This is a genomic window from Streptomyces himalayensis subsp. himalayensis (assembly GCF_013778455.1).
GTDB classification, from domain to species: Bacteria; Actinomycetota; Actinomycetes; order Streptomycetales; family Streptomycetaceae; genus Streptomyces; species Streptomyces himalayensis.
This window is the reverse complement of record NZ_JACEHE010000008.1, coordinates 150,295-168,269: the sequence shown is the minus strand read 5'-3', so window position 1 is coordinate 168,269 and position 17,975 is coordinate 150,295. Positions and strand designations below refer to the sequence as shown.

14 protein-coding genes and 1 pseudogene are annotated in these 17,975 nt (G+C 72.8%); 6 read left to right on the top strand and 9 right to left on the bottom strand.

The window, feature by feature from the left end:
- Nucleotides 1-251 precede the first annotated feature (251 nt).
- The gene (locus tag H1D24_RS15690) at nt 252-2,480 is read right to left on the bottom strand and encodes a UvrD-helicase domain-containing protein (RefSeq protein WP_181658168.1); all 2,229 of its coding nucleotides are present in this window, start codon (nt 2,478-2,480) and stop codon (nt 252-254) included.
- A 364-nt stretch (nt 2,481-2,844) separates the two neighbouring features.
- Between H1D24_RS15690 and H1D24_RS15685 the strand changes: the two genes are divergently transcribed.
- Together H1D24_RS15685 and H1D24_RS15680 are read left to right on the top strand one after the other, a co-directional pair.
- Nucleotides 2,845-3,033, top strand: coding sequence for a hypothetical protein (locus tag H1D24_RS15685; RefSeq protein ID WP_181658167.1), 189 nt, complete (start codon nt 2,845-2,847; stop codon nt 3,031-3,033).
- Nucleotides 3,034-3,202: 169 nt separating this feature from the next.
- Nucleotides 3,203-4,408 carry a glycosyltransferase 87 family protein gene (locus tag H1D24_RS15680; RefSeq protein ID WP_258564112.1) on the top strand — a complete coding sequence of 402 codons (1,206 nt, stop codon included), beginning with the start codon at nt 3,203-3,205 and terminating at the stop codon, nt 4,406-4,408.
- A gap of 73 nt (nt 4,409-4,481) precedes the next feature.
- Here the strand turns inward: H1D24_RS15680 and H1D24_RS15675 are convergent, their stop codons facing one another.
- Together H1D24_RS15675 and H1D24_RS42385 are read right to left on the bottom strand one after the other, a co-directional pair.
- Nucleotides 4,482-6,128 (bottom strand): DNA repair helicase XPB, encoded by a 1,647-nt coding sequence (locus H1D24_RS15675; protein WP_181658166.1) that lies wholly within the window; start codon nt 6,126-6,128, stop codon nt 4,482-4,484.
- Between the two features lie 124 nt (nt 6,129-6,252).
- Complete coding sequence (locus tag H1D24_RS42385) at nt 6,253-9,306, bottom strand: helicase-associated domain-containing protein (protein WP_258564093.1); 3,054 nt, start codon at nt 9,304-9,306, stop codon at nt 6,253-6,255.
- Nucleotides 9,307-9,624: 318 nt separating this feature from the next.
- Here H1D24_RS42385 and H1D24_RS15660 point away from each other — a divergent pair, with 318 nt between their 5' ends.
- Together H1D24_RS15660 and H1D24_RS15655 are read left to right on the top strand one after the other, a co-directional pair.
- The gene (locus tag H1D24_RS15660; protein WP_181658165.1) at nt 9,625-10,773 is read left to right on the top strand and encodes a hypothetical protein; all 1,149 of its coding nucleotides are present in this window, start codon (nt 9,625-9,627) and stop codon (nt 10,771-10,773) included.
- A gap of 110 nt (nt 10,774-10,883) precedes the next feature.
- Nucleotides 10,884-11,519, top strand: coding sequence for an HAD family hydrolase (locus H1D24_RS15655; RefSeq protein WP_181658164.1), 636 nt, complete (start codon nt 10,884-10,886; stop codon nt 11,517-11,519).
- Between the two features lie 172 nt (nt 11,520-11,691).
- On the opposite strand, the gene H1D24_RS15650 is transcribed toward H1D24_RS15655, so the two are convergent.
- Nucleotides 11,692-11,946: a hypothetical protein gene (locus H1D24_RS15650; protein ID WP_181658163.1), complete on the bottom strand. Its 255-nt coding sequence runs from the start codon at nt 11,944-11,946 to the stop codon at nt 11,692-11,694.
- A gap of 183 nt (nt 11,947-12,129) precedes the next feature.
- Here H1D24_RS15650 and H1D24_RS43565 point away from each other — a divergent pair, with 183 nt between their 5' ends.
- Nucleotides 12,130-12,513, top strand: coding sequence for a cold-shock protein (locus H1D24_RS43565; protein ID WP_181658162.1), 384 nt, complete (start codon nt 12,130-12,132; stop codon nt 12,511-12,513).
- 56 nt (nt 12,514-12,569) lie between these two features.
- On the opposite strand, the pseudogene H1D24_RS15640 reads toward H1D24_RS43565, so the two are convergent.
- The 5 genes and pseudogenes from H1D24_RS15640 to H1D24_RS15620 form a co-directional block, all read right to left on the bottom strand.
- Nucleotides 12,570-12,677: pseudogene (locus H1D24_RS15640) on the bottom strand (1,4-dihydroxy-6-naphthoate synthase); the annotation flags it as partial.
- A gap of 79 nt (nt 12,678-12,756) precedes the next feature.
- Nucleotides 12,757-13,704 carry a 1,4-dihydroxy-6-naphtoate synthase gene (locus tag H1D24_RS15635; RefSeq protein WP_258564092.1) on the bottom strand — a complete coding sequence of 316 codons (948 nt, stop codon included), beginning with the start codon at nt 13,702-13,704 and terminating at the stop codon, nt 12,757-12,759.
- Entirely contained in the window at nt 13,697-14,506 is an 810-nt protein-coding gene (locus H1D24_RS15630) for a futalosine hydrolase (RefSeq protein ID WP_309484327.1), read from the bottom strand. The genes H1D24_RS15635 and H1D24_RS15630 overlap by 8 nt, the downstream gene beginning before the upstream one ends.
- A gap of 11 nt (nt 14,507-14,517) precedes the next feature.
- Complete coding sequence (locus H1D24_RS15625) at nt 14,518-15,018, bottom strand: DUF2771 domain-containing protein (RefSeq protein ID WP_181658160.1); 501 nt, start codon at nt 15,016-15,018, stop codon at nt 14,518-14,520.
- Between the two features lie 183 nt (nt 15,019-15,201).
- Nucleotides 15,202-16,593, bottom strand: a complete 1,392-nt coding sequence (locus H1D24_RS15620; protein ID WP_181658159.1) for an MFS transporter — start codon at nt 16,591-16,593, stop codon at nt 15,202-15,204.
- A gap of 368 nt (nt 16,594-16,961) precedes the next feature.
- Here H1D24_RS15620 and H1D24_RS15615 point away from each other — a divergent pair, with 368 nt between their 5' ends.
- Nucleotides 16,962-17,882 carry a DUF3027 domain-containing protein gene (locus H1D24_RS15615; protein WP_181658158.1) on the top strand — a complete coding sequence of 307 codons (921 nt, stop codon included), beginning with the start codon at nt 16,962-16,964 and terminating at the stop codon, nt 17,880-17,882.
- Nucleotides 17,883-17,975 lie beyond the last annotated feature (93 nt).

Below are 17,975 nucleotides of genomic sequence, written 5' to 3'. Positions count from 1 at the left end.
TCCGGGGGGCAGTACCGCTGCGCCGGTGAGCGCCAGGACGGCCGCACAGGCGCCGCCCACCGCACTGGCGAAACGCCTTCTGATCTTCTTCATGCGGCCGAGGGTCCTCGTTCCGCCGTCGGCAGCAACGGAACACGCCCGGTGACGCCATGAGGATGACCCCGGGGCTCGTAGCCTCGCGCGCCAGTACGAATGGACGCGCAAGGCCGGGCCCATTTCGATCGGATGTCATCGAAAGCGGTCGGGGGCGGTCAGAAGTGCGGCTCGGCGAGCTGCTTGGGCAGCGGTGCCGCGTGCACCACGGTCAGGCCCGAGACCGCTCGGGTCAGCGCGACGTAGAGACGGCGCAGGCCGGTGCGTTCGTCCGGTTCGGCGTCGACGATGGCGGACGGCTCGTCGAGCACCACGTAGTCGTACTCGAGGCCCTTCGCCAGCGATGCCGGCACCAGGGTGAGGCGGGTGTCCGGGGTTGTCTCCTCGCCGGGGGAGAGATACGGCATCCCGGCCGCCGTCAGCGCCTCGGCCAGCGCGGGGATGCGGGCGTCGGCCGCGATCAGGCCGATCGAGCCCTCGTGGCGCAGCGACTCCGTGCAGGCCTCCAGGGCCGCCGCGTCCAGGCCGGCGGCCTCGCCCAGCCGGCGTACCGTCAGTGAGCCCGGCGTCTCACGCATCGACTCCACCGCCGTGAGCTCCGGAGCGATCGCGGGCAGCAGCCGGGACGCGTACGCGATGACCTCGCGGGGCACACGGAAGCCCGCGGTCAGCTCCTCGACGATCGCGCCCGGATGGCCCAGGTGGCGCAGCGCCACGTCCCAACTCGGGGTCGCCCATGGCGTCGTGCCCTGCGCCAGATCGCCGAGCACGGTCGCCGAGCCCGTCGTGCAGCGGCGGCCCACCGCCCGGTACTGCATGGGGGAGAGGTCCTGCGCCTCGTCGAGTACGACATGCCCGAGGGAGTGCGTGCGCTGGACGAGGTCGGTCACCTCGTCGATCAGGACGGCGTCCGCGGCCGACCACTTCGCCGACTTCACGCTCCGCGGGGCCCTTTTACCGGATCCGGGCTGCGCCCAGATGATCGCCTTCTGCTCTTCCTCGTCGAGGATCCCTTCCGCGTGTGCGGCGAGGAAGTCGGCGTCGGAGAGAAGGCGCAGCACGAGTTTCGCCGGGTCGACGGCCGGCCAGATCGCCTTGACCGCCGCCTTCACCGCGGCGTTGCGCGCCACCGCGTCCTGAACCCGGTCGTCCGGTGCCTCGCCCGACTGCTCCATCCGCACCAGGACGGCGTGCGCGATGCGCTGCGGGAGGGCCTCGCGGGCGGCGCCGTAGCGGATGTCGCGGTCCAGCAACTCCTGGACGAGCTCATCGAGTTCGTACGCCGGGATGCGCCAGCGGCGCGAGCCGCGGACGACGACGACCGGCTCGGTGGGCATGGTGACGTGTGAGCGGACGGCCCGGCGCAGGACCTCCGCCATCCTCGCGTCGCCCTTGACCAGCGCGGCGGCCGGGTCGTCCGTGCCCCGCACCTCCACGTGCGCGACCAGGTCGTCGACCGTCGCCTGCTTGACCTCCAGCTCGCCCAGGGCGGGCAGGACCTGCTCGATGTAGTGCAGGAAGGACGCGTTCGGGCCGATGACGAGGGTGCCCGTGCGGGCGAGCCGCTCGCGGTGCGCGTAGAGCAGATACGCGACCCGGTGCAGGCCGACGGCGGTTTTCCCGGTGCCCGGGCCGCCCTGTACGCAGACGGTGCCGGACAGCCCCGACCGTACGATCTCGTCCTGCTCCGGCTGGATCGTGGCGACGATGTCGCGCATGGGGCCGACGCGCGGGCGCTCGATCTCCTGCTGGAGGAGTTTGCTCGTGCGGGCCGCCTCTGCCGGGTCGGAGAGGTGTTCGTCCTCGTACGCGGTGAGGTCGCCGCCCGTGTACCCGAAGCGGCGGCGCAGCGCGACGTCCATGGGGTCCTTCTTGGACGCCCGGTAGAACGGCTGGGACACCGGGGCGCGCCAGTCGATGACCATCGGGTCGCCCTCGGCGTCGTGGACGTGCCGCCGCCCGATGTAGAAGCGCTCTCCGTCAGCCCCTTCGGCCTGATCGGCGCCCGGTGCGTGCATGTAGTCCAGCCGGCCGAAGAACAGCGGGGTGTGGGCGAGGTCCGCGAGGGACTTGATGCGCTCGTCGATCTGGTGCTCGAGGACTGCCGCGTTCACCCAGTTCGCGGTGACGTCGCTGATGTCGAGGGACTCGACGTCCTCGCGCATGGCCCGCAACGCGGCGCGGGAGGAGGCGAGATGGGAGCGCTCACGGGCGAGCGGGCTGTCTGACGGGCCGTCGGAGGGCCGTTCGGAGGGCCGTTCGGAGGGCCGTTCGGTGGGACCGTCGGTGGGTCGCTCTGACGGGCCTTCGGACGGCGCGGCGGACGGCGCGGACGAGCTGGACACGGGGTTGCCTCCGGAAAGGTGCTGCGTGACAAGGTCCTGCATGCGTAGGGCGTACGACTCGAGGCGCGTCGCTCGTGGTGCCGTACGGGCCGCGGCGTGCGCATGCTGTCGTGCGGGATGCCGACCGGTTTCCGTCCGGCCGACCGCGCTCCTCGCAGGGGAGGCGGGCAAGGTCGGCGATTCTAGGACAGGAGGCCGGGGCGGGGCCAACCAATTTCCGCGGGCGGGTCGTCGCGTGCGCGACGCCGCGCGAAGCCGGGGCCCGCGGCCTGTCCGCGCCGTACCGGAGACTGCGACGCTCGCAGGACCTTAGGGGGACGGCTCCGCCGCGGGTCGTACGCGGTGCCGCCGCAGGTTACATCCGTGGGCCGATGCCCCTGCAGGGCCGGTTTTCCATCATGGAGACATGACCACTGCAGCCTTCTCTCCGGCCTCCCTCCACTCCGGCCCGCCGGGCGCCACCGCCGCCACCGGAAGCCACCACAGCCACCGCATCGGCGACGTGCTGCGCGCCGTCAGGGTCTTTCTGAGCGCCGCGTTCAGGGTGATCGTCCTCGGCGAGTACGCGGAGGAGGCGGGCGTCCGCCGCCGCTGAGCCGACCGCCGGCCTCCATCCACTCGGCACGTCCGCCCCTCTGTGCCGCAAGCGCCCCCGTGAGCGTGACGGCAGGCGCCGCACCCCCTGACGACGGCGTCGATCCACTAGGGTCGCGCCCGTGAAGTACCGGACTGTGATCCTCCGATCGCATAGTGCAGCGGGTCTGCTGCTCGCGCTGTCCCTCGCCGCCCTCCTCGTGCTCTGTGCCGTCCAGCGCATCCCCATGGCCGACGCCCTGGTGTACCGGGCCGAGGGCTCCGCCGTGGTCACCGGCCGCGATCTCTACGGCTTCACGGTCACCGAATGGCGTCTGCCCGCGACCTATCCGCCGTTCGCCGCGATCCTGTTCGTACCCACCACCTGGCTCCCCCTGGGAATCCTCAAGGCCGTCTTCGTCGCCGGGAACGCCGCGCTGCTCACGCTGCTCGTGTGGCTCTCGTGCCGGTTCGCCGGGCTGCGCGCGACGTTCCCCGCCGTCTGCGCCGCGTCGGCGGCCGCGCTCTGGCTCGAACCCGTCTTCCAGACGCTGCTCTTCGGGCAGATCAACCTCGCCCTGGCCTGTCTGGTCCTCTGGGACCTGACCAGGGCGCCCGGTGCCGTCGGCAAGGGCTTCGCGCTCGGCATCGCCGCCGGAGTCAAGCTCACGCCCGCGGCGTTCATCCTCTATCTGCTGGTCACACGGCGGGTGCGCGAGGGCCTCACCGGACTGGCCGCCTTCGCCGGCACCGTACTGCTGGGCGCGCTCGCCCTCCCGGCCGCCAGCGTCGAGTTCTGGACCCGCCGGATGTTCGAGACCGGCCGGGTCGGCAAGGCGTGGATCGTCGACAACCAGTCGCTTCAGGGGCTCGTCGCGCGAACCCTCGGCGACCCGTCGCCGGGGCTCGCCTGGGCGGTGCCCGCGGCCGCCGTGGCGGTGGCCGGCCTGTGGCTGGCCCGCCGGGTCCCCGACGACCGGTGGGGCATCCTCGTCACCGCCGTCACCGCGCTCCTCGTCTCGCCCATCAGCTGGTCGCACCACTGGGTGTGGTGCGTCCCGCTGATCGGGGTGCTGGTCGCGGAGGGCCGACTTCGCCTGGCCGCGGGGGTGGCGGTCCTGTTCACCGCGCGCACGATGTGGCTGGTGCCGCACCAGGGCGACCTGGACCTGCGACTGCCCTGGTGGCAGCAGCCGTTGGCGTCGCCGTATCCGCTGGTGGGGCTGGTGCTGCTGTCCCTGGTACCGGAACTGCGCGGTACGGTCTCGGCCTGGCTCCCGGACCAGCGGGCCGTCCGATCAGTCCTCGGCCAGCAGAATGTCCGTGTCGTCAAAGATCCGCAGGACGACGAGGAGCAGACGGCCACGCGAGATCATGTACTCCGCGACAATCTGTGACGTCAGTCGGATCTCGCGGTCTTGCTCACCCGGCCCTATGGGCCGGGACAGCTCCGTGCGCCTGACGCGACCGTCAGGCGCCCCCCGCCAGCAACTCGTCCGCGTCCACGATGCGGTACGCGTACCCCTGCTCCGCCAGGAACCGCTGGCGGTGTGCCGCGAAGTCCTGGTCGATCGTGTCGCGGGCGACCACCGAGTAGAAGATCGCCGGATGGCCGTCGGCCTTCGGGCGCAGCACGCGGCCGAGGCGCTGGGCCTCCTCCTGGCGCGAGCCGAACGTGCCCGATACCTGGATGGCGACCGTCGCCTCCGGAAGGTCGATGGAGAAGTTCGCGACCTTCGACACGACCAGGACGGAGATCTCGCCCTGCCGGAACGCGTCGAACAGCTTCTCGCGCTGCGCGTTCGACGTCTCGCCCTTGATGACCGGCGCGTCCAGGTGCTCGCCCAGCTCGTCGAGCTGGTCGATGTACTGGCCGATGACGAGGGTCTGCTGACCCTTGTGCTTGCGCACCAGCGCCTCGGTGACGTGGCGCTTGGTGTCCGTCGTCGCGCAGTAGCGGTACTTCTCCTCGGTCTCCGCCGTGGCGTACGCGAGCCGCTCCGAGTCGGTGAGGTTGACACGGACCTCGACGCAGTCCGCGGGCGCGATGTAGCCCTGCGCCTCGATCTCCTTCCACGGCGCGTCGAAACGCTTCGGCCCGATCAGCGAGAACACGTCCGACTCGCGGCCGTCCTCGCGTACGAGCGTCGCGGTCAGACCCAGGCGGCGGCGCGCCTGCAGATCGGCCGTGAACTTGAAGACCGGCGCGGGCAGCAGGTGCACCTCGTCGTAGACGATGAGGCCCCAGTCGCGGGAGTCGAACAGCTCGAGGTGCGGGTAGATGCCCTTCCGCTTCGTCGTCAGGACCTGGTACGTGGCGATGGTGACCGGGCGGATCTCCTTGCGCGTACCGCTGTACTCGCCGATCTCCTCCTCGGTCAGCGACGTCCGCTTCACCAGCTCGTGCTTCCACTGGCGGGCCGAGACCGTGTTCGTGACGAGGATCAGCGTCGTCGCCTTCGCCTGCGCCATCGACCCCGCGCCGACCAGCGTCTTCCCGGCCCCGCAGGGCAGGACGACGACACCGGATCCGCCGTGCCAGAAGCTCTCCACGGCCTGCTTCTGGTACGGGCGCAGCGCCCAGCCGTTCTCGGCCAGCTCGATCGGGTGGGCCTCGCCGTCGACGTATCCGGCGAGGTCCTCGGCGGGCCAGCCCAGCTTCAGCAGCGTCTGCTTGACCTGGCCGCGCTCGGACGGGTGCACGGCCACCGTGTCGGGGTCGATACGGGCGCCCACCAGCGGCTTGATCCGCTTCGAGCGCAGAATCTCCTCGAGTACGGGACGGTCGGTGGTCGTCAGGACCAGGCCGTGCGCGGGGTCCTTGGAGAGCGTGAGGCGGCCGTACCGGTCCATCGTCTCGGCGATGTCGACGAGCAGCGCGTGCGGCACGGGATAGCGGCTGTACTGCACGAGGGCGTCCACGACCTGCTCGGCGTCGTGGCCCGCGGCGCGCGCGTTCCACAGGCCGAGCGGCGTCACACGGTAGGTGTGGATGTGCTCGGGGGCCCGCTCCAGCTCCGCGAAGGGCGCGATGGCACGACGGCAGGCGTCGGCCTGGTCGTGGTCCACTTCGAGGAGCAGGGTCTTGTCCGACTGGACGATGAGGGGTCCGTTCACTCGCGTCCGTCCCTTTCTGCACGGTCTGTGCGGTGTGCACAGCCAAACGTCCAGTGTGCCCCACCACGGAAATCGGTGGGGCGGTCATGTGGTGCCGGTCACATTCTCGGGCGCCCGGTGATGGTCAGATCTGGCCCTCGGCCAGCTCCGCGACGCCCGTGATGCGGTGCAGCGGATATGTGCGGACCTCGTCCGCCGTGTGGTCGTAGGCCGTGACGAAGCCGCCCTCCACACGGACCGGCGCGATCACGCGCTGGCTGGCGGCGCCCTCGGCGTTGACGTACCCGATCCACACCGCCTGGCCCGTGAGCACGGCGGCCTGCATCGTGGCGAGGGTTTCGGCCGGCGTGGTGCGCGGCAGCTCGCCGGTGTGCTCCGGCGACGTCCTGCGGGGGGCCGTCGACGCACGGTCCCCGGCGCGGATGGCGCGCACCGCGGCGCCCAGCAGCGTGGTGTCGGGCACCGGCGGGCCCTCCGGCACGGGCTCGGGTGCGGTGCGCGGCGGGGTGCGGTGAGCGTGCGCCCTCGTGATCAGCACGTCACCCTCCGGGCCCTCCGCCGCGGGCGCGAACCCCATGCCGCGCAGCCCGTCGAGCAGCGCCGCCGGGTCGGCCTGCGCCGCCAGCACTGTCGGCGCGAGCCGGCGCAGCCGCAGCGCCGCCGACCGCTTGTCGGCGAGGATCTCGTTCAGCACCGCGTCGTCGTCACACCGGACGTACGCGGATGCCGCGCCGATGCGCAGATGCCCGTGCTTGCGGGCCACGTCGTCGATCAGATACGCGAGCGGCTGCGGGACGGGGGTCCGCGAGTGCGCGGCCAGGAACGCGTGCAGATCGGACGCCGACCGGCCGGCGTCCAGGGCCCGGCGCACGGACCCCGGCGTGAACCGGTACACGGTCGCCCCGCCCTTCGACTCCACATCGGCGAGCACGTCGAGCATGTCGGCGAGCGGCCGCTGCAACGGCCCCGGAGCGACGGCCGTGAGGTCGGCCTGAAGGAGGACGTGGTCGAGGGGTTCGGGGAGGAGGGGGGCGAGGAGGCGCGCGGCGCGGGCGGCGTTGACGGCGGCTTCGGCGGGGGTGGGGGGCGTGGCGGGGGCGACCGTGGCGGCCGCCGCGGGGCCCGTCGCCGGTGCCCCGGCAGGCGCCTCCGCCGGTCCACGGCGGACGCCCGGGCCGACTGGACCGGTGTCGCCGACGGTCGGCGTCTCGTCGGCGATGTGCGCCTTGCGGGCGGGCAGCTTCGCACCGGCGCCGGCGCCCGGCCGGTCGCCCGCATCCGGGCCGGCGGCTGTTTCCCGCTCGGCCGCAGTGTCGGGCCCGGTGCCTGCCGACGGGGCGGCGCGCCGTGTGCCGGCATCGGACGGCGTGCGTCCCCCGGACTCGTCCGCCTCGGCGTCTCCCGCGGTGGTGACGCGGTCCTCGGCGACGGGAGTTACGGCGTCCCGCCCGGTGGTCCCCGCCACGGTGGCGCCCGCCACGCGGTCGCCGGACGTCCCGGCCGGGGCGTGCCGCCCGCGGGCCGGGGACTCCGCGCCGCCACCCATGCCCGGCCCGGTCTCCGTTGCGGCGGGGGCCGGCGCGGCACCCAGCAGTGCCCGGCCGTGCGACGACAGGGCGCCCCGGCCCGTGACCCCCAGGAGCTCCGCCTCCGTCAGCGTCCATCGGGCGAGGCGGGTACGGAGATCGTCCTGAGCGGTCGACGGCTGGGCGGCGCCCGCGCGAAGGGGGCGTTCCCAGCGGAGGCGGGCGAGCAGGGACTCGGCGGTCGGGGCCGAGCCCTCGGGGAGCGTGGCGAGGAGCGTGAGGACGCGGTGGCGTACCTCGGGCGCGGCCGAGCGGTCCAGGCCCGGGCCCAGCGCCGACAGGGTGCGGTCCTTGGCGTCACGCCCGCCGACCAGGCCCGCCGTGCGGGTGGCAGTCAGCCAGGCGGAGGCCAGTCGGGCCCAGCGCTCGGCGACAGGCAGCTCCAGCCATTCGTCGTACGCGGGCGTCGCCGCGTACCGCTCGTCGGCCTCCCCGTCCGACGCCAGCAACCCCGCCGCGTAAGCGAGTTCGACCCAGAAGGCGGCGAGGGGTTCCGAGACGTCGAGTGCCACGGCCGTCCGCTTCAGGTCACGGACGCTGAGGCCGCCCGCGCGCAGTACTGCCGGGCCGCCCTCGTCCCAGTCCTTCAGCAGCTCGTCGACGGTCGCGAGCGCTGTGTACGCCTGGCCCGCGGCCGTCGCGTCCACAACCTGTGGACGGTGCTCGGTCGCCGGCTCCAGCGCGGGCGGCACCGGCTCCGGCTGCCGGTGTGCGCGGCCGCCGCGCAGATGCAGCGTGGCCTCGCGCGGCAGCACCACGGTGCCCGGAGCCGTCGGCAGCAGCAGACCGCGGTCAAGGAGCCAGCGCAGATGTGGCGCCGGATCGGCGGTCACCTGCCCGTACGGAGGGCCCCATACGAGCCGCGACAGCACCGCCACCGACTCCGCCGGCGCGTCGTCCAGGAGGGCCGACATACGGCTGCGGTCCGTGAAGAGCTCCGTCAGCGCGGCGACCGCCGACACCGCGTCATGCGTCGTCGGCAGCCCGGCCGCCGCCACGATCTCCTGGATCCGGCCGGGCGACATGCCCGCCGTGGTCTCGGCGACCGTCGGGCCGAGCCCCGTCGGTGACGGGTGCTGCGGTGATGGCGTGAGCAGTTCGCGGGCGGTGCGGACAAGGCGCAGACGGTCGTCCGGGCCCCAGACCAGGGCTTGTTCGCGCAGCGTTGCGAGGGCTCGGGGGAGGGCGTGCTCGATCGTGGCCACGGCTGGGTCCGCTGTGCCTACGGTTCGGTCATGGGCTGGGGTGGCTTCTGGGGCCGCCTCGGTGCGGTCGCCGGTGAGCAGGGAGAGCAGCCTCTCGTACGGCGCCGGGTCCGAGGCCACGGCCAGGGCCTCCGCCGTCTGCAGGGCGAACCGGTCGAGGCGTTCCAGGGCGCGGACGACCGAGGCGCGGGTGCCGGCGCGGGTCGCCAGCTGGGTGAGGTCGCCGGGGACGGGGCTGAGCAGGTCGGGACGGGCGCGCAGGAGGGCGGCCAGCGACTCGTCGTCGCGGGCGCGGAGCGCTTCCGCGAGGGAGCGCGGGGGTGCCGCCGCTTCCGGAGCCGGCCGCGCCGGCGTCGCGGCGGGCTCCTGGGTCTGCTCGGTGCTCATCCGGTCAACGGTACCGGGTGCCTCCGGCGGGGGGCGGGTTCTGGTGTACGGGGTTGGGGTTGTGCGTGGGGGTGCTGTGCGTTGTGGGCGCCTTCCGTTGCACGGGGCTGGGCTTATACGCGATGTGCTGTGCGTCGTGGGCTGTGCCCACCCTCCCCCACTGCCTTAAGGGCGTGGGAGGTGCCCCCAGCCCAGCGGAACGACTGCCCACAGCTACGTGGCGGCGCGGCCGGGGTCGTGGTGGCGGGGTGGGGTGTCGTGGGCGGGGTAACGTCGTCGGTGCGGGCAGTTCAAGGTGCTTGTCCCGGAGGGGACTTCGTGGGGATTGAGAGCGATCAGCTCGTCTTCGACTATCTGAGCCGGGTCGGCGACCTGGCCCAGCAGCGGCAGTTGCCGTCCGCCACGCGGATGCGGCTGGTCTCGGAGCTGCGGAGGGAGATCGAGCGGTGCAGGTCGAACGCGACGGTCGACAGTCCGGCAGCGGTCCGCCGCATCCTGGCCCGGCTCGGTACCCCCGACGAGGTGGTCGCCGCGGCGGGTGGCACCGGCCGCGGCCATGTGTCGCGGACGGAGCAGGCGCGGAGACCGGGGCAGACGGAGCAGGCCGGGCGGGCGGAGGACGCGGAGCCAGCGGAGCCGGGGGCCGCGCCGAGCGCGCGGCCCGCCCGTTCCGCCGTGCCGCAGCAGCGTGGGGGCGAGGCCGCGCCGCCGGAGCGGCCGAAGGGGCTGCGTCGCATGGTGCCGCGGCCGCGTCGCGAGCAGGAGCCGCCGCGCCCCCGGACCGCCGCGTCGCCGCCGCATCTCGCGGGCGAGGACGAGCTGGGCCCCAGCGGTTCCGAACCGGATTGGATGGGGGTCCCCCCGGTCGAGCGAATTCGAGACTGGGGGAGGGTGGACGACAGCCCGTTCGGCGTTGCGGACACCGTGCCGGGCTTCGTCGGCGGCATCGAGATCCCCGAGATACTGCAGCCGCCGGAGGAGAACGACCCGGAGGAGATCGACCAGGGGGAGGACGGCCAGTACGAGGGCACGGACAAGGGAGCCGCGGCAGCTCCGTCCGATGACCTGGTTGCCGAGGCCGACCCCGCCGCCCCTGAACGCCGCCGCCTGCCCCGACTCCGTACGACCGGACTCGGCAGTCCCTTGCTGCTGCTCGCCGCCGCACTCCTCGTCATCGGCGCCGTCCTCGACGAGTGGCTCGCCCTCGCCTTCGGCTGGGTCCTCGCCTACGCCTCAAGCCGGCTCAGCACCGCCGAGACGAAGTGGGCGGTGCTGGGTATGCCCGGGTTGGTGGCCGCAGGCGCGGTCGTCTGGCTGTGGGGCCGGAACGAGGGACGCTGGGGCGAGCCGATCCCGCAGGGACACATGAGCGATGCGCTGACGGAGACCTGGCCCTGGGTGGTACGAGGCGCGGCCGTCGCCTCCGCCCTCTTCCTGGTGTGGCGGGCCCGCCGGCACCGTCAGTGACGAGCGCACCGGCACCGGTGGTGAGCAGCGTGGCGGGAACGGCTGTGAGCAGCGTGGAGGGAACGGCCGTAGGTACGGCGGGGGAAGGCCGCGCTCGTGGTGTGGGCACAATGGCCTGCATGACCTCGCGCCCTCTGACGGTCGGCTTCGACCTCGACATGACCCTGATCGACTCCCGGCCGGGCATCCGCGCGGCGTACCTGGCGCTTTCGGCGCGTACGGACACGTATATCGACGCCGATCTCGCCATCACCCGGCTCGGCCCGCCGCTCGAGGTGGAGCTGGCGCACTGGTTCCCGGAGGACCACATTCCGGAGATGGCCGATCTCTACCGTGAGATGTATCCGACACACGCGATCACCGGGACGCTGGCGATGCCCGGCGCACGGGAGGCGGTGCACGCCGTGCAGGCGGCGGGCGGCCGCGCCATCGTCGTCACCGCGAAGTACGAGCCCAACGCGAAGCTGCACCTGACGCATCTGCGCATCGACGCCGACGAGCTCATCGGGGACCTGTGGGCCGAGCGGAAGGCGCACGCGCTGCGCGAGCACGGCGCGAGCGTCTACGTCGGCGACCACACCGGTGACGTACTGGGCGCCCGCACCGCGGCTGCGCTGTCCGTCGCGGTCCCGACCGGTCCCTGCGACGCGGAGGAACTGCGCGCGGCGGGCGCCGACGTGGTGCTCCGTGACCTGACGGAGTTCCCGGCCTGGCTGGCGGACCACTACCGCAGCACCAGCGCCTGATCCCTGCGACCGCACCGCCGGTCCGGTCCACGGGCGCACCCCGACCGCACAGCGAGCCGGCGGGCGCATGGGCCCGGCCCCTGTGGACGCACGGGCACCTTGGGGCCTGGCGCGCCGACCGGCCTGGCGCGCCGACCGGCCTGGCGCGCCGAGGGCCTACCGCGCCAAGGGCCTACCGCGCCGACACCGACCTGGCCTGGCGGCGCTGTGCCGCGATGGAGCGCAGCACCCCCGCGCCCGCGATCGCGAAGCCCACGCCCATGAGCATGCTCAGGCCGAACATGTACGTCGGAAACGGCTTGGTGCCGAGAAACAGCGGTGCCACTGTGATCAGGGTGGCCACGGCCCCGGCGAAGAAGACGATCGCGCCGGCACGGACCAGCCGGTCACCGGCCCCGGCGGAATTCGGTTGGGTTTTGTCACGCACCGCACCAGGGTAGTTCCCAGCGCATAGGAACAGTCCGGCGACGTCTTGTCACGGACCCCCGGACCGTTAGCCTTGGTGCCGGCGGGTCTCCACGACCCGCTGTACTGCTATCCAGAGCCGTTTTCCCCTGCCGCCTTCATCCGAAGAAGGCGGCGCAGACGAGTACGAGGACGAGGACTTCAGGTGCCTACCGGCAAGGTCAAGTGGTTCAACAGCGAGAAGGGCTTCGGCTTCCTCTCCCGCGACGACGGCGGTGACGTCTTCGTTCACTCCTCCGTACTGCCCGCAGGCATCGACTCACTCAAGCCGGGCCAGCGCGTGGAGTTCGGTGTCGTCGCAGGTCAGCGTGGCGACCAGGCCCTGTCGGTGACGCTGCTCGAGCCGACCCCCTCGGTGGCCGCCGCGCAGCGCCGCAAGCCGGACGAACTGGCGTCGATCGTCCAGGACCTGACCACACTGCTCGAGAACATCACGCCGATGCTGGAGAAGGGCCGCTACCCCGACAAGGCCTCCGGCAAGAAGATCGCGGGCCTCCTGCGGGCGGTCGCCGACCAGCTGGACGTATAGCTCGGGGTAGAGGCAGACACCCGGCGTTCCCGTACCGGCGAATCGAACGAATGGGATTACGGGAACGCGAGCGCATCCGGGCCGAGGGGCGGTACGAGCCCCTCGGCCGCTGCGCGTGTGAGGAGCCCGCGCACGGCGGCGTAGCCGTCCTCGCCGAGATCGGCGGGCTCCTTCTTTCTGCCGCGCTCGCACTGCTTCGCAGGCTTCGGGCGGCTGCGCCGGACTCCGTCCGTCGGACCTGTGTCAGGGGAACGACAGGGCGTCAGGGCCGAGGGGCGGTACGAGCCCTTCGGCCGCTGCGCGTGTGAGGAGCCCGCGCACTGCGGCATAGCCGTCCTCGCCGAGATCTGCGGTGAACTCGTTGACGTACAGCCCGATGTGCTGGTCCGCGACGGCCGGGTCCATCTCCTGGGCGTGCTCCAGGACGTACGGACGCGAGGCCTCCGGGTCGTCCCACGCCATACGGACCGACGTGCGCGCCGACTCGGCGAGCAGCCGCAGCGTCCTGGTGCCGAGCGAGCGCTTGGCGATGATGGCGCCCAGCGGGATCGGCAGGCCGGTCGTGAGCTCCCAGTGCTCGCCCATGTCGGCGAGGGAGTGCAGACCGTAGTTCTGGTAGGTGAAACGGGCCTCGTGGATCACAAGACCCGCGTCGACTTTGCCGTCGCGCACCGCGGGCATGATCTCGTGGAACGGCATCACCACGACGTCCCCGACCCCGCCCGGCACGGTGTCCGCGGCCCACAGCCGGAACAGCAGATACGCCGTGGACCTCTCGCTCGGCACGGCGACCGTCTTCCCGCGCAGGTCCGTCCCCGGCTCACGGGTGAGGACGAGGGGCCCGCAGCCGCGGCCGAGCGCGCCGCCGCAGGGCAGCAGAGCGTACTCCTCGAGCACCCAGGGCAGCACGGCGTACGACACCTTCAGCACGTCGAACTCGCCGCGCTCCGCCATGCCGTTGGTGATGTCGATGTCGGCGAAGGTGACGTCGAGGGCCGGAGCGCCAGGGACACGGCCGTGCGCCCAGGCGTCGAAGACGAAGGTGTCGTTGGGGCAGGGGGAGTACGCGATCTTCAGAGGCGCTTCAGAGGAAGCGGCGGGCGACTCCGGCCGTCCGCGCCCCGGCTCCGTCGCCGTCGCCTCGCCGGGACCCGTAACCGTCCCTGTCTCCGTCTGCGGCTGCTCAGTCATGCTTCTTCCAACTCTCCACTACATGCACGGTCTTCCCGAACGCCTCGGTGAGCGTGGCGAGCGCCTCCGGGATGCGCCAGGCGGCGCGGTCGCGCGGACCGACGGGGTTGGAGACCGTGCGGATCTCCAGCACCGGACAGCCGTGTGCGGCCGCTGCCTCGGCGACACCGAACCCCTCCATGGCCTCCGCGACGGCGCCCGGGTGGCGGGCACGCAGCTCGGCGGCGCGCGCGGCCGAGCCGGTCACCGTGGAGACGGTCAGGACGGTGCCCGTCACACCACCGGTGGCCGCGGCCACATCTCGTACGAGTGATCGGGGCGGATAGTGGGTGACGGTGCCGAAACCGAGCCCGGTCACGGACACGAAGCCGTCGGCGGTCTCCGCGCCGAGGTCCGCGACGGTGATCTCGTCGGCGACGACGACCGAGCCGACGGGGGCGTCGGGCGGGAACCCGCCGCCGATACCTGCGGAAACGACGAGGTCATAGGGCTGCCCGGCGAGCGCGGCAGCGGTGAGGGCCGCCCCGGTGGCGGCGGCCGCGGCGGCAGGGCCCACGCCGGCGGCGAGCAGGTCGTATCGGCTCCCGGCGTCGGCGACAGGGACAGCAGTCGCGGGCGCCGAGGCGGGAGTGGCGGCGGGTGCGTCGACGAGAGGGGCGACGGCTGCCTCGGCCGGCGGGGCCGGGTGCTCGACCCTGTGCAGGGTCGTCCCGGGGAGCGGCACCTCCCGCGGCGGGGAGGCGAAGGCCCGCGCCACCGCGTCCCGTTCGACGGGGACCGCGGTGGCCACGAGAACCCGCACGGAGGCCGTGGTCAGGCGTCCTTCTTGAGCTTGAACGACCACAGGCCCGTGGCCTTCGAGCTGTCGCCCTCGAGGATGCTTACCGTCGTGGTGGTGCCGCTGGCCCCGTACTGCTGGTTGAAGAACACGCTGCCCGGGATGGTGCGGTACGTCTTCTTGCTGGCGTCGGTCAGTGCCTGGCCGTTCATGAGAATCGTCCAGCCCTTGTCCGCGATCTCCGGGTCCACACCGAAGCGCACGGTCTCGTCGGGGTCGACCTTGATGGTCTCGATGTCCTTGTCCTTCAGGCACTCCTGCAGCTGCGAGGCCTTCAGCGCCTCACCGCCCTCGTAGCAGGAGGCTTCCGAGTGCACCGAGTCGCCGCCGACCGTGATGGTGGCGATCGGCGTCGGCTTGTCGCATGCCGACAGGACGAGAAGTCCGGCGGAGACGGCGCCGATGGCAGCGACGGCGCGACGGCGGTTCGCCGGGCGGTGTTCACTTGCGGCACTGCCGCGGGGCAGGGAGGTCATGGCCGAAGGCTATCCGGGCGCTGTGTGGCCATGCCATGTGGGGGGCGGCGCGCCGCGGGGTCGTGCCACTCGGGGGTGTGGCGGGCCGGAAGACTCCAGCCGTCCGGGCGCGTGCGGGGCCGGACGACTCCGGCCGCCAGGGCGCGTGCGGGCGGCCTCCAGGGCCGGTCCGGGTCGTCTCGGTCAGGCCACCCGGGCCCGTGCCGTGCTGCCGTGCCGGGCCGCCGCCAGCAGGCCGCGTACCGTCGACAGCCAGCCGACGGCGAGGATGCCGGCACCGACGGACAGGCCCAGTACGCCGTTGAGCGGAAGGGCGATGCCGATCGCGCCGCCCACCACCCAGGACATCTGGAGCAGCGTCTCGGAGCGCGCGAACGCCGACGTACGCACCTGCTCAGGCACGTCCCGCTGGATCAGCGCGTCCAGGGACAACTTGGCCAGCGCCTGCGCGAACCCGGCGAACGCGCCGAGGCAGGCGACGAGGAACGCTCCGAAGAACACGGCCGTCATGATCGCCACGCCCAGCACGAGCGCGACGACCGTCACGATGATCACCTCCGGCGCCCGGGCCTTCAGCCACGCCCCGACGGCCGTGCCCAGCGCGTTGCCCGTGCCCGCCGCCACGCCCACGATGCCCAGCGACACCGCGGCGCTCTGCCCGGCCATCGGATCCTCACGCAGCAGGAACGCGAGGAAGAAGATGAGGAAGCCGGACAGGCAGCGCAGTGTCGCGTTGGCGGCGAGCGCGTGCGTCACGGCCGGGCCGACGGTACGCAGCCCCGGGCGCCGGCCCGTCGTCTTCAGGTGCGGACCGTGCAGATGCTCCTCGTCCGCGGCCAGCAGCGCCTTGTCCTCGCCCTTCGCCGAGTCGACCTTGGGCGGCAGCGAGAACGACAGGAACATCCCCGCGACGAAGATCACGAACGCGCCGTACAGCGGCCAGCGCGGGCCGATCAGCTGGAGCCCCGCACCGATCGGCGCGGCCACGCCGGTGGCGAGCAGCCCGCCGAGCGTGACGCGCGAGTTCGCCTTGACGAGGGAGAAGCCGGGCGGGAGGAGCCGGGGGACGACGGCGCTGCGCACCACGCCGTACGCCTTGGAGGCGACGAGGACGCCGAGGGCCGCCGGGTACAGCTCCAGGCTTCCCGTCACGACCGCGCCCGAGAGCGTGAGCGCCAGCAGTGCCCGCGCCAGCATGGCGCCGGCCATCGCGGCGCGGCGGCCGTGCGGGACGCGGTCGAGGAGGGGGCCGATGACGGGGGCGAGGAGTGTGAAGGGCGCCATGGTGATGGCGAGGTAGAGCGCGACGCGGCCACGGGCCTCGTCGGTCGGTACGGAGAAGAAGACCGTCGAGGCGAGGGCGACGGTGATCATCACGTCGCCCGCTCCGTTCACACCGTGCAGCTCGATGAGTTTGCCGAGGCCCGATTCGCCCGCTCCATGCGCGTGTGTCGCCTTTCTGATGCCGCGCGCAGTTCCCGTGAACGGCAGATGCAGGGCACGCCCGACCGTGCGGGCGACCCTGCCGACCGGATTCGCCTCGCTCCCCGAGGCGGACGATTTTGCGGCTGCCACCCCGTCATAGTGCCCCGAGGAGCGGGCGGGTAGTGCGGTTACCGCGCGTATGGGTATGGCGCGCAGGGCGGGCCTGCCTTTGCCCGGGTCCCGTTGCGGGCAGCCGTAGCGCAGGCGGCGGAGCCGCAGGGTCCGTACGTCGGTGTGGGCCCAGGGGCCCGGAGAGGGTAGCGTGCGTAGCGCGCAATACAACGGCAGTCCACGGCCGCGCACCCCTCGGTCATCCCGCAGAATGGGTGACGTAGGTGCGCCCGAGGACCACCGGGCGCGGACGTCGACGCGGTCCCCTGGTCCGCTCCGTCCGCATACCGGTGCATCCGCTGCCGTACGGCGCACTCGTGAGACGGCGTAGGAGAGAAGCGATACCTGTGAGCGCAGCGACAACGCGAAGCCGCACCCCTGACCGCCTGTGCGCTGAGGCGGTCGAGCTCGCCCGCGCCGCGGCAGAGGAGACAGCCGCGCCCGGCGTCGTCGGCGAGCATGCCGGGATCGTCGTCGAGGGCGACCGCGTCGTCACACACCTCTTCGAGTGCAAGGAGCCCGGGTACCGGGGCTGGCGCTGGGCCGTCACCGTGGCGCGGGCCTCGCGCGCCAAGATCGTGACGCTGGAAGAGACGGTGCTGCTGCCCGGTCCCGACGCGCTGCTGGCCCCGGAGTGGGTGCCGTGGAGCGAGCGGCTGAGGCCCGGGGATCTGGGGCCGGGCGATCTGCTGCCGACCGAGGCGGAGGATCTGCGGCTCGAGCCCGGGTACAGCGGCGAGGACGCGCCGCCGCCGAACTCCGCCGTGTCGGAGGAGATGGCCGACCTCGTCGAGGCCGAGGACGCCGAGGTCACGGCCGGGGCGCCGGCGAACCTGCCGGTCGCGCCGTCACGCGGCTCGATCGCGGCGGTCGCCGAGGAGCTCGGCATGCGGCGGGCGCGGGTGCTCTCGCGGTACGGGCTGCACACGGCGGCCGACCGCTGGGAGGAGTCGTACGGACCGAAGACGCAGATGGCGCAGGCCGCGCCGGCGTCGTGTGTGTCCTGTGGGTTCCTGGTGCCGCTCGCCGGGTCGTTGCGGCAGGCGTTCGGGGTGTGTTCGAACGAGTTCTCGCCGGCCGATGGCCGGGTGGTGTCCCTTGCGTACGGGTGTGGGGCGCACTCCGAGGCCGCGGTCATGCCGAAGCCGCCGCAGCCGGCTCCGCCGGTGCTGGATGAGACGCGGGTGGATGAGATGCCGTTGCGGCCCGTGGCGGATTCCGGGTCCGTCGAGACGGAGGGGCCGGCCGAGGAGTTCGGCCACAGTTAGCCTCCGGCGGCCGCAGTTTCGGGGTGCCCCCGTTTTTTGGGTGCCCCAGCCAGGGCTGGACCACAGTTCCACGGCGCCCGCCGTCGTGGGTTG